Source organism: Pseudomonas sp. S2_E02, from assembly GCF_054668355.1.
The window spans coordinates 2,458,678-2,484,539 of record NZ_CP162761.1 but is presented as its reverse complement, the minus strand read 5'-3'; the positions used below and the strand labels follow the sequence as shown (position 1 = coordinate 2,484,539).

28 protein-coding genes are annotated in these 25,862 nt (G+C 55.0%); 10 read left to right on the top strand and 18 right to left on the bottom strand.

The genetic code is table 11. The features are described 5' to 3' along the window. Nucleotides 1-121: 121 nt before the first annotated feature. Entirely contained in the window at nt 122-415 is a 294-nt protein-coding gene (locus AB4O01_RS11010; RefSeq protein WP_460091699.1) for a hypothetical protein, read from the top strand. Nucleotides 416-861: 446 nt separating this feature from the next. Here the strand turns inward: AB4O01_RS11010 and AB4O01_RS11005 are convergent, their stop codons facing one another. From AB4O01_RS11005 to AB4O01_RS10965, 9 genes are all read right to left on the bottom strand, one after another. After that, entirely contained in the window at nt 862-1,290 is a 429-nt protein-coding gene (locus AB4O01_RS11005; protein ID WP_460091697.1) for a TetR family transcriptional regulator, read from the bottom strand. A gap of 1 nt (nt 1,291) precedes the next feature. Next, entirely contained in the window at nt 1,292-3,100 is a 1,809-nt protein-coding gene (locus AB4O01_RS11000) for a tyrosine-type recombinase/integrase (RefSeq protein WP_460091695.1), read from the bottom strand. Nucleotides 3,101-3,116: 16 nt separating this feature from the next. Further along, nucleotides 3,117-4,742 (bottom strand): hypothetical protein, encoded by a 1,626-nt coding sequence (locus AB4O01_RS10995; protein WP_460091693.1) that lies wholly within the window; start codon nt 4,740-4,742, stop codon nt 3,117-3,119. Then, nucleotides 4,729-5,880: a tyrosine-type recombinase/integrase gene (locus AB4O01_RS10990; RefSeq protein ID WP_460091691.1), complete on the bottom strand. Its 1,152-nt coding sequence runs from the start codon at nt 5,878-5,880 to the stop codon at nt 4,729-4,731. The genes AB4O01_RS10995 and AB4O01_RS10990 overlap by 14 nt, the downstream gene beginning before the upstream one ends. An 865-nt stretch (nt 5,881-6,745) precedes the next feature. Beyond that, complete coding sequence (locus tag AB4O01_RS10985) at nt 6,746-8,074, bottom strand: deoxyguanosinetriphosphate triphosphohydrolase (RefSeq protein ID WP_116256543.1); 1,329 nt, start codon at nt 8,072-8,074, stop codon at nt 6,746-6,748. A gap of 76 nt (nt 8,075-8,150) precedes the next feature. Continuing rightward, nucleotides 8,151-9,314: an EAL domain-containing protein gene (locus AB4O01_RS10980; protein ID WP_093435124.1), complete on the bottom strand. Its 1,164-nt coding sequence runs from the start codon at nt 9,312-9,314 to the stop codon at nt 8,151-8,153. A gap of 123 nt (nt 9,315-9,437) precedes the next feature. Beyond that, nucleotides 9,438-9,776: a hypothetical protein gene (locus AB4O01_RS10975; RefSeq protein ID WP_460091689.1), complete on the bottom strand. Its 339-nt coding sequence runs from the start codon at nt 9,774-9,776 to the stop codon at nt 9,438-9,440. Then, a complete protein-coding gene (locus AB4O01_RS10970; protein WP_093435120.1) occupies nt 9,773-10,159 on the bottom strand; it encodes a phage holin family protein in 387 nt (128 codons plus the stop codon). The genes AB4O01_RS10975 and AB4O01_RS10970 overlap by 4 nt, the downstream gene beginning before the upstream one ends. A 2-nt stretch (nt 10,160-10,161) precedes the next feature. Continuing rightward, nucleotides 10,162-10,476: an ElaB/YgaM/YqjD family protein gene (locus AB4O01_RS10965; protein ID WP_007908653.1), complete on the bottom strand. Its 315-nt coding sequence runs from the start codon at nt 10,474-10,476 to the stop codon at nt 10,162-10,164. A 305-nt stretch (nt 10,477-10,781) separates the two neighbouring features. Between AB4O01_RS10965 and AB4O01_RS10960 the strand changes: the two genes are divergently transcribed. Further along, nucleotides 10,782-11,990, top strand: a complete 1,209-nt coding sequence (locus tag AB4O01_RS10960; protein WP_095048442.1) for an ammonium transporter — start codon at nt 10,782-10,784, stop codon at nt 11,988-11,990. Here the strand turns inward: AB4O01_RS10960 and AB4O01_RS10955 are convergent. Then, entirely contained in the window at nt 11,987-13,699 is a 1,713-nt protein-coding gene (locus AB4O01_RS10955; RefSeq protein WP_460091688.1) for a cation:proton antiporter, read from the bottom strand. The genes AB4O01_RS10960 and AB4O01_RS10955 overlap by 4 nt on opposite strands. Nucleotides 13,700-13,906: 207 nt before the next feature. On the opposite strand from AB4O01_RS10955, the gene AB4O01_RS10950 reads away from it, so the two are divergent. The 3 genes from AB4O01_RS10950 to AB4O01_RS10940 all read left to right on the top strand — a co-directional run bounded on the left by AB4O01_RS10950 (nt 13,907) and on the right by AB4O01_RS10940 (nt 15,534). Further along, nucleotides 13,907-14,143, top strand: a complete 237-nt coding sequence (locus AB4O01_RS10950) for a glutaredoxin family protein (RefSeq protein WP_093435113.1) — start codon at nt 13,907-13,909, stop codon at nt 14,141-14,143. Nucleotides 14,144-14,255: 112 nt separating this feature from the next. Further along, on the top strand, nt 14,256-14,573 hold the full coding sequence (locus tag AB4O01_RS10945) for a transcriptional regulator (protein WP_093435111.1): 318 nt from the start codon (nt 14,256-14,258) through the stop codon (nt 14,571-14,573). Nucleotides 14,574-14,643: 70 nt separating this feature from the next. Beyond that, nucleotides 14,644-15,534: a pseudouridine synthase gene (locus AB4O01_RS10940; RefSeq protein WP_093435109.1), complete on the top strand. Its 891-nt coding sequence runs from the start codon at nt 14,644-14,646 to the stop codon at nt 15,532-15,534. An 80-nt stretch (nt 15,535-15,614) separates the two neighbouring features. Here the strand turns inward: AB4O01_RS10940 and AB4O01_RS10935 are convergent, their stop codons facing one another. Beyond that, nucleotides 15,615-15,836, bottom strand: coding sequence for a YgdI/YgdR family lipoprotein (locus AB4O01_RS10935; RefSeq protein ID WP_007908660.1), 222 nt, complete (start codon nt 15,834-15,836; stop codon nt 15,615-15,617). 78 nt (nt 15,837-15,914) lie between these two features. Continuing rightward, the gene (mobA, locus tag AB4O01_RS10930; RefSeq protein WP_427120472.1) at nt 15,915-16,517 is read right to left on the bottom strand and encodes a molybdenum cofactor guanylyltransferase MobA; all 603 of its coding nucleotides are present in this window, start codon (nt 16,515-16,517) and stop codon (nt 15,915-15,917) included. 81 nt (nt 16,518-16,598) lie between these two features. Between mobA and moaB the strand changes: the two genes are divergently transcribed. Both moaB and AB4O01_RS10920 read left to right on the top strand, forming a co-directional pair. Continuing rightward, a complete protein-coding gene (gene moaB, locus AB4O01_RS10925) occupies nt 16,599-17,138 on the top strand; it encodes a molybdenum cofactor biosynthesis protein B (RefSeq protein ID WP_093435105.1) in 540 nt (179 codons plus the stop codon). Next, nucleotides 17,122-18,348, top strand: a complete 1,227-nt coding sequence (locus AB4O01_RS10920) for a molybdopterin molybdotransferase MoeA (RefSeq protein WP_460091684.1) — start codon at nt 17,122-17,124, stop codon at nt 18,346-18,348. Before moaB ends, AB4O01_RS10920 begins: the two co-directional genes overlap by 17 nt. Before the next feature lie 61 nt (nt 18,349-18,409). Here AB4O01_RS10920 and AB4O01_RS10915 read toward each other — a convergent pair whose 3' ends face one another. Next, entirely contained in the window at nt 18,410-18,718 is a 309-nt protein-coding gene (locus AB4O01_RS10915; RefSeq protein ID WP_320337719.1) for a hypothetical protein, read from the bottom strand. A gap of 312 nt (nt 18,719-19,030) precedes the next feature. Between AB4O01_RS10915 and yegS the strand changes: the two genes are divergently transcribed. Continuing rightward, nucleotides 19,031-19,948 (top strand): lipid kinase YegS, encoded by a 918-nt coding sequence (gene yegS, locus AB4O01_RS10910; RefSeq protein WP_093435097.1) that lies wholly within the window; start codon nt 19,031-19,033, stop codon nt 19,946-19,948. Here the strand turns inward: yegS and AB4O01_RS10905 are convergent. The 3 genes from AB4O01_RS10905 to AB4O01_RS10895 form a co-directional block, all read right to left on the bottom strand. Continuing rightward, nucleotides 19,932-20,591: a response regulator gene (locus AB4O01_RS10905; protein WP_093435094.1), complete on the bottom strand. Its 660-nt coding sequence runs from the start codon at nt 20,589-20,591 to the stop codon at nt 19,932-19,934. The genes yegS and AB4O01_RS10905 overlap by 17 nt on opposite strands. Continuing rightward, nucleotides 20,588-21,481 carry a sensor histidine kinase gene (locus tag AB4O01_RS10900; protein ID WP_093435091.1) on the bottom strand — a complete coding sequence of 298 codons (894 nt, stop codon included), beginning with the start codon at nt 21,479-21,481 and terminating at the stop codon, nt 20,588-20,590. The genes AB4O01_RS10905 and AB4O01_RS10900 overlap by 4 nt, the downstream gene beginning before the upstream one ends. Before the next feature lie 487 nt (nt 21,482-21,968). After that, a complete protein-coding gene (locus AB4O01_RS10895; RefSeq protein WP_093435088.1) occupies nt 21,969-22,436 on the bottom strand; it encodes a hypothetical protein in 468 nt (155 codons plus the stop codon). A gap of 454 nt (nt 22,437-22,890) precedes the next feature. On the opposite strand from AB4O01_RS10895, the gene AB4O01_RS10890 reads away from it, so the two are divergent. Together AB4O01_RS10890 and AB4O01_RS10885 are read left to right on the top strand one after the other, a co-directional pair. Beyond that, entirely contained in the window at nt 22,891-23,826 is a 936-nt protein-coding gene (locus AB4O01_RS10890) for a chemotaxis protein CheV (protein WP_064391361.1), read from the top strand. A gap of 167 nt (nt 23,827-23,993) precedes the next feature. Continuing rightward, complete coding sequence (locus AB4O01_RS10885) at nt 23,994-24,800, top strand: MOSC domain-containing protein (protein ID WP_116256547.1); 807 nt, start codon at nt 23,994-23,996, stop codon at nt 24,798-24,800. Nucleotides 24,801-24,871: 71 nt separating this feature from the next. On the opposite strand, the gene ppnP is transcribed toward AB4O01_RS10885, so the two are convergent. Together ppnP and AB4O01_RS10875 are read right to left on the bottom strand one after the other, a co-directional pair. Beyond that, nucleotides 24,872-25,156, bottom strand: coding sequence for a pyrimidine/purine nucleoside phosphorylase (gene ppnP / locus AB4O01_RS10880; protein WP_003226701.1), 285 nt, complete (start codon nt 25,154-25,156; stop codon nt 24,872-24,874). A gap of 105 nt (nt 25,157-25,261) precedes the next feature. Continuing rightward, nucleotides 25,262-25,804, bottom strand: coding sequence for a 3'-5' exonuclease (locus AB4O01_RS10875; protein ID WP_093435082.1), 543 nt, complete (start codon nt 25,802-25,804; stop codon nt 25,262-25,264). Nucleotides 25,805-25,862: the final 58 nt, after the last annotated feature.

The window sequence follows — 25,862 nt, the reverse complement described above, 5'->3', positions numbered from 1 at the left end:
ATTCGCTCAAGGGCTTGTGGACTTACGCCACGTTAGGAGCCTCGTATCGTCGCCACGATTGGTATCAGTGTGCGTCCGTGCTTTCAGCCATCCCGCACTAGTCGAAGCTGGGGACACGTTTTTGGATTCGCGCACGCGGTTGGCTGATTACCCTCAAAAAAGCATCGCCATATCGCTCACGAATTATCTACTTTTGGAGGGCGCGATAGAGGTTGTTGAAGAGTACAGTCCCAACGACCCGGCGGTGATGAAACTTCAAGTCTGGCCATTCGAGCCAGGAGATTTGAATGAGTTTGCTATGGCGGTAGCGGTGGCGTTAAGTTATACGCCTGCGGAGCTGATGGCTGAGTCGAGGATTTCGCTCGCAATAAATGAATTGGTTGGCAAATGGGGGTTCTTTACTGACGATTTCTGAGTCCACCATCCACCGCTAAGTATCGCCCGCGACGGGGGCATCCGGCAACCGAGGGGATTGGTATTCTGAGGGTTCATAGGGTTGGCAAACCGGCAGCGTTAGAACTCTAGCCCTCTCGGTGCCATTTTCTCCCAAGCTTCATCACGATTGTTTGCTGGGGTTTCCGCCAAGAGGCGTTCAAGTGAAGGCTTCATCCGCTTGAGAGGTACTTCGGAAGGGGCCTTGTCCGGGGCGCCCAAGAACGGATCCAACAGAGGCTCCTCAGATCGGATTCGTGGTGTTTTTCGTGTCATGCGCTTACTCCATATGTCATTCGTATGAGTTTAGTTTTCCGGCGGAGGCGCGGGCTTCAGGGTGATGAATGGCGAGGACGGTAAACAATGAGCGTGCTGAATATCTAGATTTTTTGAATAAAAAAAGATGAGGTGAGCGATGATAAATCGCCTTTAACTCGCAGGTTTGGAAGGCAGTACATGTACATTCTCGCTCTTGATTATAGCGATCAATCTATCATTGTCCCGAGTTAGGGTGGCATTAGCCGATGCTAGCAATGCAAATTCATTATTTATTTCTGCCAACTCATTGGTAAGTTTTTTTATTCTGTTTTTTAAATTTTGTACCTTAGCGAAAATTTCGTTCTTTTCTTTTCTTATATCTCGACCGATCTTTTGGCGAATGAGATCCGCCATGTCTGGGTGATGATTGTGGATAGTTGCAGCAGTTATCCCAGCTTCTTCAGCAGCTGAACTGATACTTAGCTTGCGTCCTTTTTTCACGATGATAGGTCGGCCTTTCTCAATTCGAATGATGGCCAACCTGATTTTTTTGCGAGTAATTTCGCCTTTAGTTTCTGGTACATTGGGCGCAAGCTTCATCTCACATTCGCTCCGGATCTAGTTGAGCTATCACGCTCCTACAGCGCTCCAGATCTCTAGCCACTCGTGCTCTTCCCGCGTCACCGATGTCCTCCAATTCTATTAGTTCAAGTTGTTGTGCTTCAATTTCGCGCCAAACCGGTAGGCTAGTTTCATCAGCCAGGAAGTGTACGCAACCACCGTCTTTGGCACAGCGCGTTCGTTCAACCCCATCTCCACCGATACAATCGCCCTTATCATTAGCACACCAGCCGACAGACGTGGCTCGTAAGTAAATATCGTTACTAACAGATTTAACCATTGTCGACCTGTTTTTATAGGTCTTAATTTGATCGCCAAATTTTTTTACGGGTTCAGCTAGCCCTCCTGCTAAGTACGTTGATTCGAATAACATATGCTCAAGGGTTGATTGTTTGTATTCGCTGTAAGCAAATCCAATGTCCTCAAGGAGACTAGCATCGTGTTCTCCGTGATGACTGTACGAAATTAGCATGTCTAAGTTGGCATGACCGAAATGTTCTTTCATATATCGATAATCTCCGTGTCTGCTGCGAACAACGTAAAATGCGAAAGTTGGACGAAACTGGTGTGAAGCTAAACGCCAGTCAACCTTTGCTAATTCTGCGAATCGCTTGAGTCGTCGATTCACGGCGCAATTACCAAACGTGCAAATCTCCCCTCGTGATTTAACGCTTAAGAAAATCGATTTTTGGTGGATGCTTTTGGTAGAGAGTAATCTGTCGTTCACATTGGATTTTTTTAGGTCCGCAATGTGAGTGATCAATTCGTCGCGTAGATCTTGAGTGATTTTCACTGCGATTTCGATTGCTTTGTGCGTGATGGTATTGCAAATCCAAACTTTAGGGACATCTTCAACCATGCCCCTTATCCATTTAATTTTTACTCCGTTCTCTATTGTTGTAAAGTATCCATCTACGGTCATAGAGAGTAATTCATTGGATCGTATGCCGGTTGTTGTGAGTATTATTATAATGCACGCAGTTAGGGTGTAGTTGATTTCCTCATTTAGCGAGATGAGAGTGCCATCGTAGCCTTCTAGTTGTAATTGAAGTCTGCTGTTGCCTCTCGATTTTTCATCAGACGTTTTAAGGTTTTTTTTATGCTCTCGCTTTACAGAAAGTAAATGTTCTGCTTTTTCAAGATGCGCAATTGCCTGCTGAAAAAGTTTGGCAAGGATGTCATCAGGGATGTGAGCAGTAGCTACATAGTTTCTGGCCGAGCCGGCACGACCGCTTATCTCATAAGCATTTGTGGTTGGCCAAGGTTTTGGCAGCGGATCACTTAGGCCTTCAGTAAGGATGTAGATCCGCTCAACTACTTGGAGTCGGTACCTGATTACGCCAGGTGTGAGAATTTTACCATTAACAGCTGGATAGTTTTTCAACGCATACACGTAGTTCGCAAAAATTATTTGATTAATGCTTGCTAAGGAGTTGGCTAATGGCTCTGCGTACTTTAAAAAGAAGACAGCGGTTTCGAGGAAGCCCACAATAGAACGGCCTCTGCGCTTTTTATTATTTTTTTTGTTTCTGAAGCGGATATATCGGAGAGTTGCAACTTTCATGGTGTGGATAAATTTTGAGGGAAGCTTTGAGAAATCTAGCCACTTAGCGCTTTCATTTGTTCCCACTGGAAATATTTCATCAGGGAGGCGCCAACGCATCTCTTTGAATAAGCTCAAGGGGCGGTGTATATCATCCGATGAAACGTAATATGTCGCCACGAGCGAGTCAAAAGAATCCTCTTTAATAGCTTTTTCTAGCTCTTTGGTTAGAAAGATAGTCATCATAATTATAACCCTTGTGTTAATGTTTCCAGGCTGGATGAGGATGATCTTTGGCTTTCTTAGACGCAGCCTCAACCAGTTTTTCATCAAACTTAGGCAAGATTTCTTTGGTAATGATTTTCGTTATGTGGGAATATTCTTTTTTCCACGCTCTTGCTCCCATTTTTCCACGTAAGCTCAAACAGTGAAGGTAGAAGCTATATAGTCTATAAAGGTCATCGGCTGTAACGACGAAATTCGAACATTTGAAACAGCCGAAAACTTGGACGCACAAATTACCATTTTTCGGCGCGCGCTCTCCGTGTATGATATCGCTGCACTTCGCTATTAGTGTGTTTTCGAAATCGTAATTTAGTAGTTCGTCGACTCTAACTTCTCCCATTAAAAAATGCTTTTGTTTCGCATCAGGAGGAGCTTGAAGATAATGGTCGTTGCTTACCTTAATCCCATGGTTTGCAAGTGCGGCTGTCATGTATGGATCGTGATCTGATACTTCGAAAGCATTGTTGATCCACGTTTTCCGGATTCTTTCAAAATTCACCACAAGTGGCCTGCCATCCTGTGATTTTAGACTATGTTTTTTAATCAGGGTTTTAATGGTTCCGTCAATAGCCGACTTGGTAAGGATCTTTCCATTCTTTTTAAGGGTGTTAGCAGTGAATGAAACGAAAACTCTGAAAGGGAATTTACTAGAGTCGCGAGCGCGCTCATTTCTTGAGATTATTATATTGATCAATTTTTCGATGAAGGGATCAGCTTCCGCAAACTTTGGCACTGCCTCTTCCTCCTCTTCCTCCTCTCCGACGGAGCCGGGTATCAACGGTATCGGATGGGTCGAATTGTTTCGACGTTTGTATAAGATCAGTAATCGCTTCAGTGGGTGGAAGGGATGTTCTGTTATATCGGACGTATCAAGCTCTAGGAGTGGCTGAAGGTTAGCGCCTGTTTTGTCTGCGATCGTTAAAAGACACACGCTAAGATCATGGCGGTTTAATGGTTTATCATTGGATAGGATCATCCTCATTTCGTGGGCTAGGGCGATTCTCAGCGCCGTATGTTCCCGCGGAGTGAAGCGAATTGATCTGGGTGGCTGTTCTGGACAGCGTTTTGCAAAACTATTCACCGGAAACCACGAGGGGTCTACATTGAACTCTCTTTGCGTGAGAATTTTTTTTACTCTAGTGAAAATGTGTCGTTGGGATTTTATCGGTTTTTTTTGCAAAAATTCTTCAAACCCAAGTATGAACGCCTCGTTAATGTCTGCACTGGTTAGTGATAAAAATGATTTAGAAGCTATAAGTTTTTCACAGTAGGCGTATAAGTGAACTAGTCCCATTGTGCAATAGCACACGAGAGTGGTGTAAGCATACGTCTGCTGTCCGGTTTTAATAGCAGAATCGAGAAGCCGTGCAATCACTGCAAATGTAGTCAAAACAACATCGTCGAAATGCTTACCTAAAAATTTTACAGAGTAAAAATATCTTGTCTCAGTAGCATTATCCGGAAAGTTAATCTGCGGCGGGCGAGTGCCGTCAAGTGAAGCGTCAAACTGTCCATTGACTGCATTGGGCTGGTTAGCTCCGTCAAGTTCACTTTTCATGGGCCTAGGTAATTCGCTTGAAGTGAATTTTTTACGCTGCCTCACGCGCCACCTCCTCGTAGTACTCTTCGAGCTTGTTCTGGAGGGTATCTAGGATTTTATCGTCTACAAGCTCTATAAAGTGGACATACACTTCTGTAGTTGTGATGCTTGAATGGCCAAGGCGATCCCTTATGTAAATCAATGGCTCTAAGGGAAGATCCATCTTCCTCATAACGTAGAGAGTATGAGTCGCATATGTGTGTCTCAAAATGTGAGGATAAACCTTGAAGGGGAGGTTGAGTTGGCTATATAACCGGTTTAACCCGCGGCCTCCATTCGCAAAACGGCGACCGTCCTGGGTGAGAAAAAGTATTTTCTCATCCGCTTCGTCTATGGCTAACGCTGCTCTTATTTGGCGGTCAAACTTGATGTAATTCCACAAATCTTTCATCAATGGAGCTGCAATGTCGATCTGGCGGTCCTTCTTTCCCTTGAGCTTCATGTCACGAGATCTGAGCATTATGCGGTAATTCTTTTTTTGCCGTGGATAGTCGTCCGGGTTGACGATGTATTGATAAGGAAAAGTTACCAATTCCTCTTTTCTCAATCCGCAGCCCAATCCTAGCCGTGTTATCAGCTGCAACTCGGTGTTGAATATCGAATCCATTAGCGTGTCGATTTGACTACGGCTAAGTACTTTTACCGTCGTGCTCATGCCTTTACCGCCGCTCGCGTGGCTTTTGTAGCCGCCGGATGTGTCCTTGCTAATAAGTCCCGGCTTTTGATCCTTGAGGAAGGGCTTATCTCCCAGCCAAGGCAAACTGGAGATCCAGCCGACCTCCAGTGCATGCTCATAGAAGCGATAAATAACGCTGAGTCGATCATTCACTGTGCTTGATAGAAGACCACATTCGGAAATACTCCAGTTATAGTACCTATCCGTAATAGAGTGGTCTTCTGTCATCCTAGTATTCGTCCAATCATGACCGTTTGCTTCGCAGAAGCTGAAGAAGTCATACATGGCACGACCATACTGTTCCCACGTCAGAACGCTATTAACAGTGCCTCGGGTAATACAGATGAACACAAGAAATTCAAAGATGTGCCAATGGATGTTCATCAGCTTATCGAGCACAAGTGGAAAACCCGGGTAAGGAGTGCCAGAAATTTTGAAGTCGGATGTGCTTAGAACTAACTTCATTTGATCTCTCCGTTAAACACCTTATCTGGCTAGCGTCTAGTTTGTTGTGGTTTTTTTTGGAAGGTGGTTGGTCGTTTTTGATTTTTGCTGTCGAATCTTTGTTATCAACAACGTAGTTCTCCGATATCGAGGTGTCAAACTTTTTTTGAGCTAAGGCATTTTGAGTTTTGTCACTTTGACACTATTGATAAAGTTGTTATGTGGACTTTTAGTAGGACGGTTTTTTGTTTTTCTTTATTTGTCGCGGCTTTGAAATTGTTTTTTTGTTATGTTGTGTTTTTTTTAATCCTCTTTACAGTCTTATTATATGTAAAAATCTTTTGAAATTTTCTTCGGTCTCTGGCTCGATCCTGTGGTTAATACAAATTTTCTATGTGTTCAAAGCGACCATGCCAGTCACGCTCCCCATGATTTACGATTTCTTGATGGAAATTCGTGAGCTAGAAGCTGCAAATCGGAGGGGGAGAAAAGGAAAAGTCAGGGGGATACGGGGGTTGGTGGGGGAGGAGAGAGCAAAAGTAACAGTTGTTGGTGTACATTCCAGTTGAATGAGCACTCGCATGAAGTGACATGGCTTCAGTCACGATATCGGATTAATCCTACAATTAATGAAGAAACGGACTACAACCAAACTAGGTTTGACGTAAGGAAGTGCTGGATTTGAACGGGCTTATAGTTTGACTTGAATGATTTGCAAGTACTGGCCGTAAATGGCTTTTTAAAGATGTTTAAAGTTGCTGATTCGTCGGCGCAATAATTGCCGCTATTTCAGCCATATCAGACGCCAGTCGACACTTGTGGGTCGATAATCACAGGCTGTGTGGATACGGGCGGCCATCGTTATGGCCGCCCGTAGGCGAGCGGGTCAGTGACTGGAGCGCCCGGTCATTTCCAGCGCCATGTCGCTGGCGTAGCTGTCGGTCATGCCGGCGATGAAATCGATCATGCGCAGAAACGACGTGTGTAACGATCCCTGCGGATCCGGTGCGTTACTGCCCAGCAGATCGAGAATGCGCCGGCTTTTGAATGACGGTGTACGACCGTTGTGTTGTTCCAGCGCCGCGCCGCAGAACGAGTTGAGCAGAATCTCGAGCGTGGTATAGGCGCCGATTTCATGCAGGGTTTTGCGTTTGTCCTGAAAGATTTTCTTGCGGGCGATGTCCTTGGCATTCAGCACGCAACGCTTGGCCGGGCCGTGCATGTGCTCGACCAGATCGCCGTGCAGCGTGCCGGCGAGGAGGGCGTCCTGTTGCTCGACAAAGGCCCGTGCGGCGGCGTTGGTCAAATGCTCGATGGCCTTGCCACGCAGGATCGCCAGTTTGCGTCGGCGCGAATCCTGCGGGCCGAGCTGGCGATAGGTTTCCGGCAGATCATCACCCACCAGCCCGAGCAGCAGCGATTCGACTTCGGCGTACTCCAGCAGCTCCATTTCGAGACCGTCTTCGAGATCAATCAGCGCGTAGCAGATGTCGTCGGCGGCTTCCATCAGGTACACCAGCGGATGACGCGCCCAGCGCTGGTCTTCGATTTGCGGCAGGCCCAGTTTGTGGGCGATCTGCTCGAGCAGCGGCAACTCGCTCTGATAGCAGCCGAATTTGTGTTTCTTGTAGCCCAGGGAGTCGGCGTGGCGCGCGGTCCACGGGTACTTCAGGTAAGTGCCGAGGGTGGCGTAGGTCAGTCGGGTGCCGCCGTCGAACTGGTGATACTCCAGCTGAGTCAGGACCCGGAAACCCTGGGCATTGCCTTCGAAATTGAGGAAGTCGGCGCGTTCGGCTTCGCTCATGCCGTCGAGCCAGCCGCGTCCGGCGGCCTGCTGGAACCAGTGGCGGATGGCGTCTTCACCGGAATGACCAAACGGCGGATTGCCAATGTCGTGGGCCAGACACGCCGATTGCACCACCATGCCGAGATCGGCCGGGTCGCACCATTCGGGCAAGGCATTGCGCAGGGTTTCCCCCACCCGCATGCCCAGCGAACGGCCGACGCAACTGACTTCCAGCGAGTGGGTCAGGCGCGTGTGAATATGATCGTTGCTGCTGACCGGGTGGACCTGGGTCTTGCGCCCGAGACGGCGGAAGGCGCCGGAGAAGATGATGCGGTCATGGTCTTTGTGGAAAGGGCTGCGGCCAAGTTCTTGCGGGCTGTGCAGCGGCTTGCCGAGGCGTTCGCGGTTGAGCAGGGTGTGCCAATCCAAGGCTGATTCTCTCCGTCAGGTGACTGGGGGCGTTGGCCCCTAGCTTCCCGGTTCACGTCCGCCCCTGCAAGCGGAACTACAGTCCGGCGGCGTCAATGTCGATCAGCAGCAAACGTTCACCGTTGTCGAAAAACTGCCCGGCTGTCAGGCAGTACTGATTGCTGGTGGCATCGCGGTAGGTATTGGAGAGCGTCAAGCGCCGCTCCTCCCAACCTTCGGCGAGCAAATGATAGAAGTACGGGCGCCACGACCAGTTGTGCCCCAGATAGCGATTGTCGGCGACCCAGCCATGCTGCCGCCATTCCAGATTGGGCGTCAGTTGCGTGCCGTGGCGATCGCATTGATAAAACCGCAGCAGCCAGGGGAAGGCGTCCAGTTGCGGCAAAGCGCTCAAAGGGGCATGGGCCTGAGCCCAGGCTTGCAGGATCGACATCAGTTCAGCGAGTTGCTGGCGCATTTGCATCAGCCGCCCGCGCTCCACGAGTTTCTGCCGGACATAGCGCTGGCGCAGCTCGGCGAAGCGTTGGACGAACGCGTCACTGGGGAAAAACGCCTCCTGTGCCCGCGCGAACAGGAATCCCTGCACATAGCGCGATCCGCATTCCAGGGCGAAATTCAACTGTGCTTCGGTCTCGACGCCTTCGGCGATGATCCAGCAGCCGGTCTTCTCGGCCATCTGCGCCAGGGCCTTGACCACGTCGCTGCTCGGCCCACCCAGTGCCGCAGCCTGGAACAGCCGCATATCAAGTTTGAGAATGTCCGGTTGCAGCGCCAGCACCCGATCCAGTTGCGAGTAGCCGGCGCCAAAGTCATCGATAGCGATCCTCGCTCCGGCCTCACGATAGCGCGCGACGACTTCGGCCAGACGTTGACCATTGCCGCCCAGTTCGGTGATCTCGAAGACGATGCGTTGCGGATCGATACCGTAGCGCGCCAATTGTTTGAGGCTGGGCAGGGCTTGATCGGCGCGCAGGCGACTGATCCAGCGTGGCGACATGTTCAGGCTGAGAAACCAGTCTGCCGGCGCTTCATGCAAGCGGCTCAAGGCGTTATCGCGGATCTGCCGGTCGAGACGGCGCAGGGCAATGGCGGGCGTGCGCGGGTCGGCGAATAGAGGCCCAACCGAGTTCAGTTGACCGTCGGCCTGGCGCAGGCGCCCCAGCGCTTCGACGCCGGCAATGCGTCCGGTGGCGGTATCGATGAAAGGCTGAAAGCAGGCGAGCGGTTGCCCGTCGATCACGGGGCCTCCTTAGTGGTTCTTGTTCTGGTGAACCCCGCCGACCGGGTAGGCGCGCGGGATTGAACCTCCGGATAAAGAGGTTCATCCCGCCGACAGTGCAAGAATGTAGCCAGATGTATCTGTTTAGCGTTTCGCCGAGCTCTGCATCACCAGTTTGATCAGCGGCCCGAGGCTGGCGCCGAGCCGGATCAAGCGGGTCAGGCCACCGACACCGCCGCTTTTCGCGCCTTTGCCAGTGATGAATCCCAATAGCGTAACGGCGGCCACGCCCCACAAAGGCGCGTGTTTGATGCCGAAACCACCTTGCAGGTTTTGCGACATGCCGCGCATGCGCTGAAGAGGCTGCAACACTTGCCCGGCTTCATGGCGGATTTCCTGACGATGCATTTCCATGCGCAGGCGGATCAACGCCTTGCGCATTTCCCGACGCGAGCTGTTGTGTGGCAGTTCAGGCAGGCTCATGGCAGCAGGCGCTCCCGGTCGTTGGCTAGCTCTTCGAGCGTGCCGTGGAAAGGCGAAGACTCATCGAAGATCGCAGCCTTGAGGCGCAGCGCGCAGAAGATCGAGGCCAGGGTATAGAACACGCACAGGCCAATGATCGCAGCAAGGCGATAAGTGTCCCAGAACACAATCATCACCAGTGTCGATAAGCCCACCAGTAATAACAGGGCAAAAACCAACGCCAGGCCTGCGAACAGTAACAGGCTGACGGTACGTGATTTCTGCTCCTGCAATTCAATGCCGAACAATTCGACATGGCTGTGCAGCAGACCGAGAACGGCGGCGCCCAGGCGTCGCGTGGAAGAGGCGGTGCCCGCAGCCGGGCCGGATTCACCGATCGACATAATCAGCGCCGGGTAGCCAACAGGCCGATCAGGAAGCCGACACCGGCGGCAATACCGACGGACTGCCAAGGGTTGGCCGAGACGTAATCTTCGGTGGCAGTGACCGCCGCCTGACCGCGATCACGCAAGGTTTCTTCGGTCAGTTTCAAGGTTTCGCGGGCGCGCAGCAGGCTGTCGTGAATCTGCTCGCGCAGCTCATCGGCCTGATCGCCGGCCAGGGTGGCGGTGTGCTCGAGCAAGCGCTCGGTGTCGGCGACCAAAGTCTGGAAGTCGTTCATCAGGATTTCTTGAGCGGTCTTTGCCTTGATGCTGGCCATGGGTGGATCTCCGTAAGTGACGTCTGAAGCGTTCGAGTATGAGCCTTGCGCGAAGGTTCAGTACAAATGACTGGTACAACTTTTGCTGTGTCGTGGTGCGTTCCCCGGCGGTTGTGCGCTGTTGCCGGGCGTGCGCCTCGAGAAACCTTATCCCAAACAAGCCCGGTTCGTGTCAGGACATCGATCTCGTGCGCCAAAGCGGTTCGTCGGACCTTCGGATCTGTGACTGCGTGGTCGCAACTTGGTGCATGAAATGTGCGCATGAACCGCTTTGGTGCCTTTTTCGCCTTTAGGTCTGCCTGCTTATGGAAAATCTGCAAAGCGCTGTGGACACCCTGGTTCACAGTTCCAATACCTTGTTCATTCTGATCGGTGCGGTGATGGTGCTGGCAATGCATGCCGGTTTCGCCTTTCTGGAAGTCGGCACGGTGCGCCAGAAAAACCAAGTCAATGCACTGTCGAAAATTCTCAGTGATTTCGCCGTCTCGACCCTGGCCTATTTCTTTATAGGCTATTGGATTTCCTATGGCGTGACCTTTATGCAGCCGGCGGCGGTACTGAGTGCCGATCACGGTTATGGACTGGTGAAGTTTTTCTTCCTGCTGACTTTTGCCGCAGCGATCCCGGCGATCATTTCCGGCGGTATCGCCGAGCGCGCGCGTTTCGTGCCGCAGTTGTGCGCCACGGCCTTGATTGTCGCGTTCATCTACCCCTTTTTCGAGGGCATGATCTGGAACGGCAACTACGGTTTGCAAGCGTGGCTGACGGCACAGTTCGGTGCCGCTTTCCATGACTTTGCCGGTTCCGTGGTGGTGCACGCCATGGGCGGTTGGCTGGCGCTGGCGGCGGTATTGCTGCTGGGGCCGCGTAATGGCCGTTATCGCGACGGTCGTTTGGTGGCGTTCGCACCGTCGAGCATTCCCTTTCTGGCCTTGGGTTCGTGGATTCTGATTGTCGGCTGGTTCGGCTTCAACGTGATGAGCGCGCAGACGCTGCAAGGCGTCAGTGGCCTGGTGGCGGTCAACTCGTTGATGGCGATGGTCGGCGGCACCATGGCGGCGCTGCTCGTCGGGCGCAATGACCCAGGCTTCCTGCATAACGGTCCATTGGCCGGTCTGGTGGCGATCTGTGCCGGGTCCGATCTGATGCATCCGGTCGGCGCGCTGGTGACTGGCGCGATCGCCGGTGCACTGTTTGTCTGGTGCTTTACCGCCGCCCAGGTGAAATGGCGCATCGACGATGTCTTGGGTGTGTGGCCATTGCACGGGTTGTGCGGCGTGTGGGGCGGGATTGCCTGCGGGATTTTCGGCCAGACTGCGCTCGGCGGTATTGGCGGCGTCAGCTTGATCAGCCAGTTGATCGGCACCGCGCTGGGTGTTGCGGTGGCGCTGATCGGTGGCTTCGCTGTGTACGGCGTGATCAAGGCGCTGCACGGGCTGCGCTTGAGTCAGGAACAAGAGTATTACGGCGCCGACCTGTCGCTGCACAAGATCGGCGCGGTAAGTCAGGATTAAGTCTCGGCATCGTCGCTACCGGGATAAAAACCGTGGAGCATGCGATACCGGTCGATGCGCACCTGATCGACTTTTTCCTGCACCTGATGCGCCGGCAAGCCGAGCATGATCAAGGCGTGAGAGGCGAGCATCAGGCTCGATTCCAACAGTTCCGGCACCACTTCGGTGGCGCCGGCGGCTTTCAGTTCGGCCCACTGGCTGTCGTCGCGGGTACGCACCAGTATCGGTACGTGGGCGTTGAGCCGACGTGCTTCCTTGAGGATACGCAGGGCAATGTCGCTCTGATCCACAGCAACCACCAACAGTCTGGCGCGTAGCAGGCCCACGGCGGTCAGCAGGTCGCCGCGCGACGAGTCGCCGTAATGCACGTCGCTTTCTCCACTGGCGGCTTCCTGTACCCGCACCGGGTCATTGTCCAGCGCAATAAAAGGCTGCTTGGCGTTGCGCATGAAACGACCGATGGATTGGCCGACGCGGCCGTAGCCGCAAATCACCACATGCTGGTTGAGGTCGGCGTTGAGGGCGCTGATCTCTTCGATTTGCGCCTCCTGATTGGGTTTGCGGTGCAGCACTGCTGCGATGCGTGGCGCTGCGCGCAGCAACAGGGGCGTCAACAACATCGAGCAGAACGTCGCCGCGAGCAGCAGGTCGCTCAGTGCTTCGGGCATCATGCTGTGTTGCTGCATCTGTGCCATCAGGGCGAAGCAGAACTCGCCCCCCTGGGCCAGCGCCAGACCGCTGCGCCATGCTGTTTCGCTGTCACTGCCGCGCCACTTCACCAGCAAGGCCACGACGATACCCTTGATCACCATCAAACCGACGGTGAGCCCGAGGATCAGCAGGCTGTGACTGACGAACAGTTGCAGGTCGATGAGCATGCCGATGCTGACGAAAAACACCCCGAGCAGAATGTCGCGGAACGGCCGGATATCCGCCTCGATCTGGTGTCGATAGTGGCTTTCACCGAGCAGCATGCCGGCCAGAAATGCACCAAGGGCAGGGGACAGCCCCAGCAGGTGCGTCAGCCACGCGGTCAACAGCACAATCACCAGCGCCAGCAGCACGAACAATTCTGCCGAGCGTGACGCGGCCACTTCATGAAACAGCCTCGGCAGTAACCAGCGACTGGCCAGCAGCAGACCGACAAACAGCACCACGGTTTTTGCCAGGGTCAAAGGCAACGCCCAGTACCAGACTTGCTCGCTGCTGCCGGCAAACACCGGCACCAACGTCAGCAGCAATACCGCGATAACGTCCTGAAACAGCAAAACGCCGACAGCATTCTGGCCATGACTGCTGAACACCTCGCCGAGGCTGCCCAATTCTTTGGTCACAATCGCCGTTGAGGACAGCGAAAGCCCGGCACCGAGCAACAGCGCCGGCGTCATCGGCATGCCCAACAGCATCAGCAGCAAACCGAGCAGCGCGGTGCTGATCAGCACCTGCTGGCTGCCGAGACGAAACACCACCTGGCGCAGGGCGATCATCTTCGACAGGGAGAACTCCAGGCCCAGTGAAAACAACAGAAACACCACGCCCAACTCGGCTACGTCAGGCAAGTGTTCGCTTTCGTTGACCCAGTCGAAGGCACTCGGCCCGACCAGCAGTCCGACGCACAGGTAACCCAGAACCGGTGGCAACCGCAGGCGACGGAACAGGGCAATGACCACGAGGGACGAGGCGAGGATGATCAACAGATTGGCAAACACTGGACACTCCGATGGCAGATCAGGCTTTTCAAGCGTAGAGGCAAAAAGACCGGGAGGATCGCGCAAATGATTTTTCTGTGGACTGATTTGCGTCAGGGTTTTGCCTGTGACCCTTTGTTGAGGGGCTGGAGCCTTTGGGCGGCGCTGGCTCGACGGGTTTTCAGGTGCGGCCTAGAATAGGCCCACTCATTTTTTGGTTGAGCAATCATGCCTCCTGAATGTCAGCTGTTCGGCACCCTTGGATGCCATTTGTGTGAAGTCGCCGAGGCCGAGTTGATGCCTTTTGTCGAGCACGGCTTGCTGGTGGAACTGGTCGACATCGCTGAAGACGAATCCTGGTTCGAGGCTTATAGCCTGCGGATTCCGGTGTTGCGCCGTGTCGACAGCGGGGCTGAGCTGGACTGGCCATTCAGCGCTGATGAGGTCGTCGCGTTTCTGGGTTAATCCGCATTTTCTGGTTTATCCCGCCGGTCGCTACTGCCATGCATTCCTTGGCATTTTGCGGTTTCATCGGTTACTGTATGTTCATACAGTAAATGCGTCAGAGGGATGAACCGTGGTCAATGTCGAACAGTTGAAAAACAGCGTGAACCGGATGTCGGTTGACGTGGTGCGCGAGGCCGTTCTCGAATTGCGCCTGGACGGGCTGGTCACGGAAGGCAAGACGCCGTTCAACAAGCTGCATTTCAACACTTGCTTTGCCGAAATCGAGGCCTTGTTTCAGCGTGCCGGTTACCACAAGCAACTGGATGTGGTCGGTTATCAGGGGCTGCTCTACGCCTTGTACGATCCGGGGCGCTGGGAGGCAGTTGATGTATTGCGCTGGCTCAAGGAATTCACTGACGCCGCAGCGCTGAAAACAATTCCGGCCTGAACATTCTGCGCTAGGTTCGTTTCCCTCAGTGCTGGATAATGCCGCCCTGCATTGAGGGTCCGATTTTCGTATGTCCACATCTACATTTTCCGCTGCTCAGAATCAGGCGAGCACACTTTATCTGCCGCCCGGTAAATGGCTGACCGTACTCGATTGTCTATGCGAGCATTTCAGCGCCATTGACCGTGAGCAATGGCTGGACCGCATCGCTCGGGGACGTGTGCTGGACGGCCATGGCCAGCCGATCCCGGTGGACTTGCCTTACAAGGAAGGTCTGCGGATTCATTATTTTCGCGAAGTGCCGGACGAGAAGCCGATCCCGGTAGTCGAGTCGATTCTGTATGCAGACGAACATCTGGTGGTGGCTGACAAACCGCATTTTCTGCCGGTGACGCCCGCCGGCGAATACGTTGAGCAAACCCTGTTGCGCAGGCTGATTCATCGCCTGGACAATCCTCACTTGGTGCCGCTGCACCGCATCGACCGGCATACGGCGGGACTGGTGATTTTCTCGGCCAATCCGCAAACCCGATCGGCTTATCAATCGCTGTTCCCCACGCGGCAGATCGACAAGCGTTATGAGGCCATCGCTCCGGCACTGCCCGATCTGAATTTCCCCTTGGTGCACAAAAGCCGTCTGGTCGATGGCGAACCGTTTTTCCGCATGCAGGAAGGCGTGGGTGCCAGCAATACCGAAACGGCGGTGGAGGTTCGGGAAAAGCATGGCGATCTGTGGCGTTATGGATTGTTTCCGGTGACCGGCAAGAAACATCAACTGCGCGTCCACATGACTGCGCTGGGGGCGAGCATCTGCAACGATCCGTTCTATCCCCAGGTGTTGAAAGACGTCGAGGATGACTATGCCAATCCGTTGAAGCTGCTGGCGCAAGGCCTGCGGTTTATCGACCCGGTGACTGGTGAGGAGCGCGAATTCGAGAGCCGGATCACCTTGCAGTGGTGATATCGACTTCACTTTTCGAGCGCCCATGAAAAAGCCCGCAATCAATGCGGGCTTTTCTGTATCCGGTGTCGATCCAGAGCTTACAGCTCTTTAACGGTACGAACCTGATCCTTGTTGATGCGGGTTTCTTTGCCGTCCAGCTGTTTGAACTCGTAGAAGCCCGAATCGTCATCGTATTTCGGGGTGTCGACGGCCTGGATTTCGCGACCGTCATTCAAGGTGATCACTGTAGGCGACGAGCAACCGGCGAGGGTGGCAAGGCCCAGTGCGAGCATGAAAGTGGCGAGGGTCCGTTGAGTCATGGGTGTGTCTCCGAATGGGAATTCTTTTGGTTACTGAGCTTGAGACGTATACAAGGCGTGAGAGTTCCTTGAATGGTGTCAGTCTGACACAGTGTTATGGGAATTTAACAGTTCGGGGGTGTTCAGGTTGGCCAGCCGCGGGTCGTTGTCAGGGCACTCCAGGGCAGTGGCGCCGAGACCGCGCATGACCCGGCCGGGGCTGCGTTCACCGGCATTCCAGGCATCTTCGAAAGCCGTTAGAAGAGCCACCGGAATCACACACAGCAAGGGTTCCCAATGCTCGTCATGGCGCAACATTAAAGGTTTTTCAGGATGCTGATTGGCAGTCTCGCGCATGCTTTGCAGCAGCGCGGCGTCAATTCGCGGAACGTCGCACGGCAAAACCAGCAGGTGGCTATGGCGCGCCGCTTTCAGACCGGCACGAATACCCGCCAATGGCCCCGGAAAATCGCCCTCGTCATCGACCACCAATTGATCGGCAAACGGTGCGTAACGCTCGCGGTTGCGGTTGCAGGAGATGATCAGGTCGTCAGTCAGCCCGCGTACCCTACGCTGCAAATGTGCAATCAAAGGTTCGCCCAGCCACTCGACCAGGCCTTTGTCCTGACCGCCCATGCGTTGGCCGCGCCCGCCTGCCAGGAGCAGAATGGAGCAGGGGGGCAATTGCGAATCGCGGGTCATGGCAGCTCTCCAGAGGGGCGGCGAAAAAATAGGGCGCTGTGATATAACACCGGGCTGTTTCTCCTACAACTGGACGAGCCTATGAAAGCCAAGGCTGATGTACCTTTCGTGCCGCTCAATATTGCGGTGCTGACAGTCAGTGACACCCGAACTCTGGAAACCGACACCTCAGGCCAGGTCTTCGTCGATCGCTTGACGGCGGCGGGCCACCGTTTGGCGGAGCGGGTTTTGCTCAAAGATGACCTCTACAAAATTCGCGCGCAAGTCGCCACCTGGATTGCCGACGATGTCGTGCAGGTCGTGCTGATCACCGGCGGTACCGGATTTACCGGTCGCGACAGCACGCCGGAAGCGGTTGCCTGCCTGCTGGATAAACAGGTCGACGGGTTTGGAGAGTTGTTCCGGCAGATTTCGGTAGCCGATATCGGTACCTCGACAGTTCAGTCCCGTGCGCTGGCCGGTTTGGCCAACGGCACGCTGGTGTGCTGTTTGCCAGGTTCGACCAATGCCGTACGCACCGGTTGGGATGGCATCCTGGGCGAGCAGTTGGACGCGCGTCATCGCCCGTGCAACTTCGTGACTCATTTGAAGCAGGCAGCGCCTTGTGAATCCCGTGGGTAAGCCGGGCAAGACCGGAGCGCTGATGCCGGTCGAGCTGGCGCTGGAGCGCCTGCTCGACATGGCCGAGGCGTCGCCGATTGTCGAGCATGAGGATTTGCCGCTGGCTCAGGTTCAGGGGCGTGTGCTGAGCGAAGACCTGATTTCGACGCTGGATCTGCCACCCTGGCCAAACAGTGCCATGGACGGTTATGCGCTGAATCTGACCGACTGGACGGGCGAACCGATGCCGGTCAGTCAGAAGGTGTTTGCCGGGCAATCCCCCGAACCGCTGAAGCCGGGCACCTGTGCACGGATCTTCACCGGGGCGCCGGTGCCCGCGGGCGCTGATTGCGTGGAAATGCAGGAAAACGCTGAGGTTCAAACCGATGAACGGGTGCGTTTCCTTGAACCGATGAAGGCCGGGCAGAACATTCGCCCGCAAGGTCAGGAAACCACAGTCGGTGAACTGATCCTGCCCGCCGGAACTCGGCTGGGTCCGATAGAGCAGGGATTAGCCGCATCGTTGGGCTGCGCCGGATTGAAGGTCGTGCGCAAGGTTCGTGTTGCGGTGATTTCCACTGGCGATGAATTGGTCGAGCCGGGCCAGGCCCTGGGGCCGGGACAGATATACAACAGCAATCGAGTGTTGCTGTGCAGTTGGCTGCAACGACTGGGTTGTGAAGTGATCGATGCCGGTATTCTTCCGGATGATTTGGCCACTACCCGCACCCGTCTGGGGGAGTTGCAGGATGTTGACCTGATTCTTTCCACCGGTGGCGTGTCGGTGGGTGAGGCGGATTTTTTGGGTGTCGCATTGCGTGAAGAGGGCGAGCTTGCCCTTTGGAAGCTGGCGATCAAACCCGGAAAACCGCTAACTTTTGGCCATTTCCGCAACGTGCCGGTCATTGGCTTGCCAGGCAACCCGGCGTCGACACTGGTGACCTTTGCGCTGCTCACTCGGCCTTATCTGTTACGCCGTCAGGGCGTTCGGGTCGTCGAGCCGCTGAAGTTCACCGTGCCAGCGGGGTTTGACTGGCCGGTGGCAGGCAATCGGCGTGAGTACCTGCGAGGCCGCCTTGAGCAAGGACGGGCGACTGTCTACCGCAATCAGAGCTCAGGTGTACTGCGTAGCGCCGCGTGGGCAGATGGATTGGTCGAAGTGCTGGAAGGTCGCACGCTGAGCATCGGAGACGAAGTGGTCTTCATCCCGCTGAGTGACTTGCTCGACTGATCGCTATCTCGTAAATGCAGGCGTCGGCTGACTCAGGCGGCGCCTGCAATGACTGATTCAATTAATTGCTGATCAATGTCACAAGCTGATCGAATCGGCTATTGGCCACCCAGCCCAGCAAACCCAGCACTACCGCTGTTGCACCCGCCGAGTACGCAAGCCGGTGTTTGATCGTTCGGACATCACCGCGAATTTCGTCCATGTCCCGTATAAGGTATTTGAGATGGGTTTCCAGCTCGGTAACACGGGGTTCCATATCAACTTCTCCAGTGGTTCTGCCGCTGTTTTTGAAATCGGACTTGTGATTCGCGCGACTTTCGACAATCGGTCCAACCGGGCTCATGGGTATTCTCGCTTCATGACCAGGCATGGAAGCATCCACCGATTGTTTCAACTGTTTGCTTGCAACCTTTTCCAGCTCTCGAACCGGCAAGAGCCCATAGGGTGTATCCACTCATTACATGCACGTCCTTGTGTGTTGGATTGAAAATCGATACCGCCAACACACGGTGACGCAATGCTCGAACCGGGTCAATTAAGCCGATTCCGCATGTTTTGTAAGAAAAGGTACCGCTGTGTAGGACGTCCGGCGCCAGGAGGCTGAATTAATTACGGGTATGACGGCTTTTTTGCGTGCGCCAGTGGTCAAGATGTCTTAACCGATCGATTTGGGAGTGATGTTATGAGTGAACGCCGGGCGCTGTTGATTCTGCATGGCAAGCAGGCACTCAACGAGGCGGTACGCACCGCCGTCGAGGACAAGCGCAAGCAAGGCTGGGAGCTGGCCGTGCGTCTGACCTGGGAGGCAGGGGACGCACAGCGCTGGGTAGAACAAGCCTTGGCCGACGGCTACACGAAAATCATTGCCGGGGGCGGCGATGGCACCTTGCGCGATATCGCCGAAGCGCTCGCCGCGCATCCTGGCAAAGCCAGCCTCGTACTCCTGCCTTTGGGCACTGCCAACGATTTTTCCCGTGCCGCCGGCGTACCACTGGAGCCTGCCGAAGCCCTTGAGCTGCTCGATGTGCCACCGCGCGCCATCGATCTGGGTGAAGTGGGCGGGCAGATTTTTCTCAACATGGCCACCGGTGGTTTCGGCAGCCAGGTCACGGCCAATACCTCCGAGGACTTGAAAAAAGTACTTGGCGGTGCTGCCTATCTGTTCACTGGCTTGTCACGATTCAGCGAGCTGCATGCCGCTTACGGCGAACTTCAGGGGCCGGATTTTCACTGGCGTGGCGAGCTGTTGGCACTGGGTATCGGCAATGGCCGACAGGCCGGCGGTGGACACGTATTGTGCCCGGAGGCGCTGGCCGATGATGGCTTGCTGGATATCAGCATTCTGCCGGCGCCCCAAGAGTTGGTGGGCACCTTGAAGACGCTGCTCAGCGATGGTTTCGGGATCGACAACATGTTTGTTCGCACCCGTTTGCCATGGGTCGAAATCAAGGTGGCCGAGGGGCTGTGCATCAATCTTGATGGCGAACCGCTCGAAGGTGACAGCATGCGATTCGAGGCGCGTCCGGCGGCGTTGCGCGTGCATTTGCCGGAACATTCTCCCTTGTTGAGTAGCGCCGGGCTGGTCAGTCGTCCAGGCTGATGATCTGCTCACGCACGGCGAACAGCACCAGACCCGCCACGTCGTAGATTTGCAGTCGCTTCATGATCTGTGAACGGTGGGTCTCGACAGTCTTGATGCTCAGGCCCAGGCCATTGGCGATTTCCCGGGTGGATTTTCCGCGCACGATCAAGCGCAGGATTTCCAGTTGGCGCGCGGTCAGATTGTGCGAGTCGGCTGCCTCCGGCTGCTGCTTCTGATTACGGGTCAGCGCCTGATTGATGACGGTATGGGCGATGGCCGGGCTCAGGTAGCGCTCGTTGTTGCGCAGGGCTTCCAGTGCATGCTCAAGTTCTGTCGCTGTGGTGTCCTTGAGCAGGTAGCCGTGGGCGCCGGATTCCAGCGCCTGCATGATCAGCGCCGGATCGGTGTGCATCGACAGGATCAACACCTTGCTCTGCGGGCGTACCCGCTTGAGCCGTTGCAGGGCTTCCAGGCCACCGGTTTCTTTCATGGAGATATCCAGCAACACGATATCCGGATTCAGTTGCTCGACCATTTCGAGCAGCTGCGAACCGTCATTGGCCTCGCCAATCACCGCGTAACCGGGAATATCCAGTACCAGAGCGCGCACGCCGGCCCTGATCAGCGAGTGGTCATCCACCAGAAGTAAGTTGCAAGTCAACGCATAACCTTATTCGTACTGGCCCGCTCGAGTGCGCGTGGCGCCCACGGGAAGAGTGCTTCGATTTGAGTGCCTTTGCCCGGTTCGCTGATGACGTTCAGGGTGCCACCCAGTTGCTCGATTCGTTCGGCCATCCCGGCCATGCCTCGTTGTCCTTCACGACCCGGGTTGGCCGCCGGGGCGAATCCCAGGCCGTCATCGCTGATCAGCAACGTCAGACCTTTGGGCAGACGTTGCACGCGTATCACCAGATTTTTTGCCTGGGCATGACGCAGGATATTGGTAACAGCCTCTTGGGTAATACGAAAGGCGGCGACTGCCATTTCTTCCGGAATGCCATTGAGCCGCTGCTGGCAATCGAGGCTCCAGTGCACGTTAGTGTTGGCCAATGTCTTGAGCAAGTGCGCACGCAGGCTGGCTTCAAGTCCCAGGCTGGTCAACTGGCGCGGGTTGAGAATGGCTGAAACGTCGCGCACCTTGTTGAGGGTTTCTTCCAGGGTGTCGCACAGCGCGGTGCATTGTTCCTGCAAGTCGTCGGGCATGCGCCGCTTGAGCCATTCGCTTTGCAGTTTGGCGGCCGTCAGCAGTTGGCCGATATCGTCGTGCAGTTCGCGGCTGAGGCGATGACGCTCGTTTTCCTGGACTTCCAGCAAGCGGTCAGCGAGTTCCTGCGGCTGAAACTTGATCGATTTGCGTGACAGTCGATATTGCACCCAGACGCACGCAGTAGCAGCGATATCGAGCAGCAGCAATCCCAGGCAAAGTGGTGTTGAAAGAGCGTAGGTCAGCAAACTGCCGAGCGTGGCCGCGACACACAGTATGAGTGTGAACCGGCGAGCATTTTCGCGGGAGGGTGGCCATGTAGTGATTGACTTGAGGCTGGCGTACATAACGGATGGAGCCAATGGATGTTCGCTGCGGGCAGACCGGCCGGAGGCTGACGGGTCTCTGTCTGAAAATGCTATCAATTATGTTATTGATTTCAACGCGGTTCAGTAAACGTATTGGCCGCCCAATTATCAGTGGATAGCGATCTCTGAGGTCACTGTGCCACTAATTTGAAAGCAACTAATGGGCGGCATAATACCACTTAAGATACCGTTGGTCGCGTTTGCTATATATGTCCATTGAGTCAGGAAATACGTGATATTGGACGCAAGTTCCATAATGGAAAAGTCGATTTGTTGTGTTCGATAGATGTCAGTGTTGCCTGAAGTTGTGCTTGTTTGCACACAGGTAAACCCTGAGGCCGGCAAAAAATATCGGCGTCGGCTTTCAGTGATTATTTAGTTCGACTTGTCGCTGGCAGGTATGAACTATTCAATTGCGACATTCAACGCTTGTGTACCAAGTGCTTGCGCGGGTACCGAGTGCGGGTCAGGCTTGTCCCGAGTAGGGCAGTTGGGGCAAACGTTTGCCCGTCCGGGGCGGTTGATGGCGGCTTTGGTTGACCTGGAAGGCGAATGCTTCGAGCAGCGAAGCCTGCTCACTTTCATCCAGACTCAGTTGCCCTGTCTGCTGATCGACCAGTTCAAGCTGCCAGGCCATCAATGTGAAGCAATCCTGCAAGGCTTGCAGGGCCTGTTCGTGAAGGTCGACGTGATCCTGATTGAGGTTGAGCAGACTGTAAATGTGCAGGGAAAACTCGGAAATTGCCTCCAGCGCCAGGGCTTCAGCCCTGCGTGCGAGTTTCAGCAGAGTACCGAGCATGCACTCGATGGCGTCCTTGTCATTGCTGATCAATTGCAGATGGCTGAGGCATTCTTCGGACTTGGCCAGGAGTTGCTCGGCCTCGACAAGGAATTCGGGGAAGCGTTGTACCCACTCTTTGCGGTCCATTGGCATGCTTATCTCCACAACGTCATGTCTGATGAGGGAATGCCGTGTGTGGCGACGATCGTGAATCGTCGGGAGATCGCGCCCAGACGTGCAAGTGCACAGACTGAGAGGTTCCAGAGGGCTTGTTTCCACTGAACTGCGATCGCACACAATAGCCTGACTCCGTTCATGCAATGAGAATGGCGTCACATTAATGGCTATTGGATATTGCGAATATCAGGTTGGGCCTGATTGTTACTAGGGGAATCCCTTAGATGCGGGAACCTACCGTGCAAACCGAGGTCGCGCCGCAGAGAATGTAGCAGATGAAAATCACCGGGCCAGTAAACCATGATGTTAATGTGACATCAATGCCTGTTCATGGCATTTTTGATGGGGTCGGGTATGGCAATCAAGAACTGCGATTTGCCGCCGATAACCTCACATAGTGAATTCATCAGAACAAGCCCAGGAGTCATTGATGGCCGGCATTCTCGACACGGTAGACCAACGCACGCAACTGGTGGGTGAGAATCGCCTGGAAATTCTCATGTTTCGACTGGCCGGGCGGCAGTTGTTCGCAATCAACGTGTTCAAGGTTCAGGAAGTGCTGCAACTGCCGAAGCTGACCTTGATGCCGCAGCGTCATCCGTTTGTGTGCGGAGTGGTCAATCTGCGCGGTCAGACCTTGCCGGTCATTGACCTGTCGCAGGCGATCGGTATGCGTCCGTTGGTGCCGGGGCCCAACAGCACGATCATCGTCACCGAATACAACCGCTCGGTGCAGGCCTTCCTGGTGGGCGGTGTGGATCGTATCGTCAACATGAACTGGGAAGCCATTCTGCCGCCGCCGACCAGCGCCGGGCGTCAGCACTATCTGACCGCGATCAGCAAGGTCGACGATCAACTGGTGGAAATCATCGACGTCGAGAAAGTCCTCGCCGAAATCGTCCCGTACAACGCCAAGGTCTCGCGTGAAAAACTCGATGATCCGGTGCTCGAGCGCGCCCGTGGCCGTGAAGTGCTGCTGGTCGACGACTCCAACGTCGCGCTTTCGCAATTGCGCGACACCCTCGGCCAGCTCGGGGTAAAAATGCACATTGCCAGCGATGGCCTGAAGGCGCTGAACATGCTCAAGGCCTGGGCCGATACCGGCGTGAACATGACCGACAAGCTGCTGATGATCTTTACCGATGCGGAAATGCCGGAAATGGACGGCTATCGTCTGACTACCGAAATTCGCAACGACCCGCGTCTGCGTGGTTTGTACGTGGTGTTGCATACCTCGCTGTCCGGTAGCTTCAACGACTCGATGGTGAAGAAGGTCGGCTGCGACAACTTCCTCTCCAAATTCCAGCCGGACAAACTGGTCGACGTCGTTCGCCAGCGTCTGATGCTCGACGAAGTTCCGGCCTGATCACACACCCATTGCAGGAGTGAGCCTGCTCGCGATAACGGTTTGTCAGCCCCGAATCATTACCTGGCACACCGCTATCGCGAGCAGGCTCACTCCTGCAGTTATTGCTCTTTGATTCCTGATCAAGCTCGTATAGGGTGGCGTTTTTACCCTCCAGGGAGCTGGCCATGCTGCGTCTGAGCGCGCTTTATCGTTACCCGTTGAAATCCGGCAAAGTCGATGTGCTGCACAGTGTTGATCTCGACAAGCTGGGGCTTGATGGCGATCGACGCTGGATGCTCGTGGACGAGGCCAGCGGCCGCTTTCTGACCCAGCGCGCTGAAGCGAAGATGAGTCAGTTGTCGGCGTTATGGAATGCGCAGGGCGGTCTGACCCTTAGTGCGCCGCAACAGCCTCCCATCGAAATCGCATTGCCGGGCAACAACGCAGAACTGCGCGGCGTGACGATCTGGCGCGATACTTTGCGCGTGCCGGATGCCGGTGATGAGGCGGCCCGTTGGGTCAGCGATTTCATCGGCAAACCGACCCGGCTGGTGCAGGTGCCGCTGGATCGCGCCCGGACCACCCAGGCAGGCTTCGGCAAGGATGACGATCAGGTCGCGTTCGCTGATGGATTTCCGCTGTTGTTGATCGGCGCGGCCTCTTTGCAGGACCTTTCGCAACAGGTCGGACGACCATTGGAAATGCTGCGTTTTCGGCCGAACCTGGTGATCGAAGGCAGTGAGGCTTATGCCGAAGACAGTTGGAAGCGCATTCGCATTGGCGATGTTGAATTCCGCGTGGTCAAGCCGTGTTCGCGTTGTATCCTCACCACCATCGACCCGCAAACCGGTGAGCGCAGTGCCGACCGCGAACCTCTGGCCACCTTGCAGAAATACCGCGCCGAAGCCGATGGTGCGATGTTCGGCCAGAATCTGGTCAACGACAACAATGGCCGACTCGAAGTCGGCATGCCGGTGGAGATTCTCGAATAATCCGTCTCTGAAACGAAAATGCCCGTGTCCTTGGACACGGGCATTTTTTTATCGCAGTGAAAGCCGTGGGTTTAGCCGCGGTACTCGCACAGGTAAGCGGTGTCGACCGCAACTTTCAGCTGGAACTTGCTGTTGGCCGGGACGTTGAACTGGCTGCCGGCGGCGAAGGTTTCCCAGTCGCTGCTGTCGGGCAGTTTGACGGTCAGTGCGCCGGAAACCACATGCATGATTTCACGCTGAGCGGTGCCGAATTCGTATTCGCCCGGGGCCATGACGCCGATGGTCGCCGGACCTTCAGCGGTGCCAAAGGCGATCGACTTGACGGTGCCGTCGAAGTACTCGTTGACTTTAAACATGGGCGATTCCTCGAAAAGGGTTAGAAATTGGAGGCGGCCAGTATGCACAAGGCTTTTCGCGCCGTCACCTGCCCGGCGTCTGTCTGGTGAGTTCTCGAATTGACCCTAGAGTGGCAACACCAGTGGCAACAACCGCGCGGTGTTGCGCGCATCTTCCAGTGCCCGATGCTGCTGGCCGCTGAACTGCATGCCGGCCAATTGCAGCGCACCGTTGAGGCCTAATGGACGCTCCAGGCGCCGGGCCTTGGCGAAGCGTTGTTTGAGGTTCATGTGCGGCACTTTGCTCAAGCCACTGTCGATTTGCAGACGCTGCCATTCCTGCAACAACTGCTTGCGGTCGTAATCGCCCCAACTGGCCCAGCCTTCAAGGCGTGTCTGATGTTGCGCGAGCCAGCGTTCGAACGCCGGCCAGACTTCGGTCAGCACTTGCGCCGAGTCGATATTGGCTTGGGTGATGTGTGTCAGTTCACGACAGAAAGGCGTGAGCAACGGCCGTCGCGTCGGTTTGACGAAACGCTGGAAGTGATCCTGCTCGCGCCCGGCGCGATCGACCAGGGTGGCGCCGATCTCGATAATTTCCATTTCGGTGACTGGCCAGCCACCCTCATCGGTGGTGGCTTCCAGATCTATGACCAGCCAGTGAGGCATCGCAGGGTTCCTGATTTCCGCGTTCTGATAACTCAGAGCGTAGTCAAAACCCGCACGG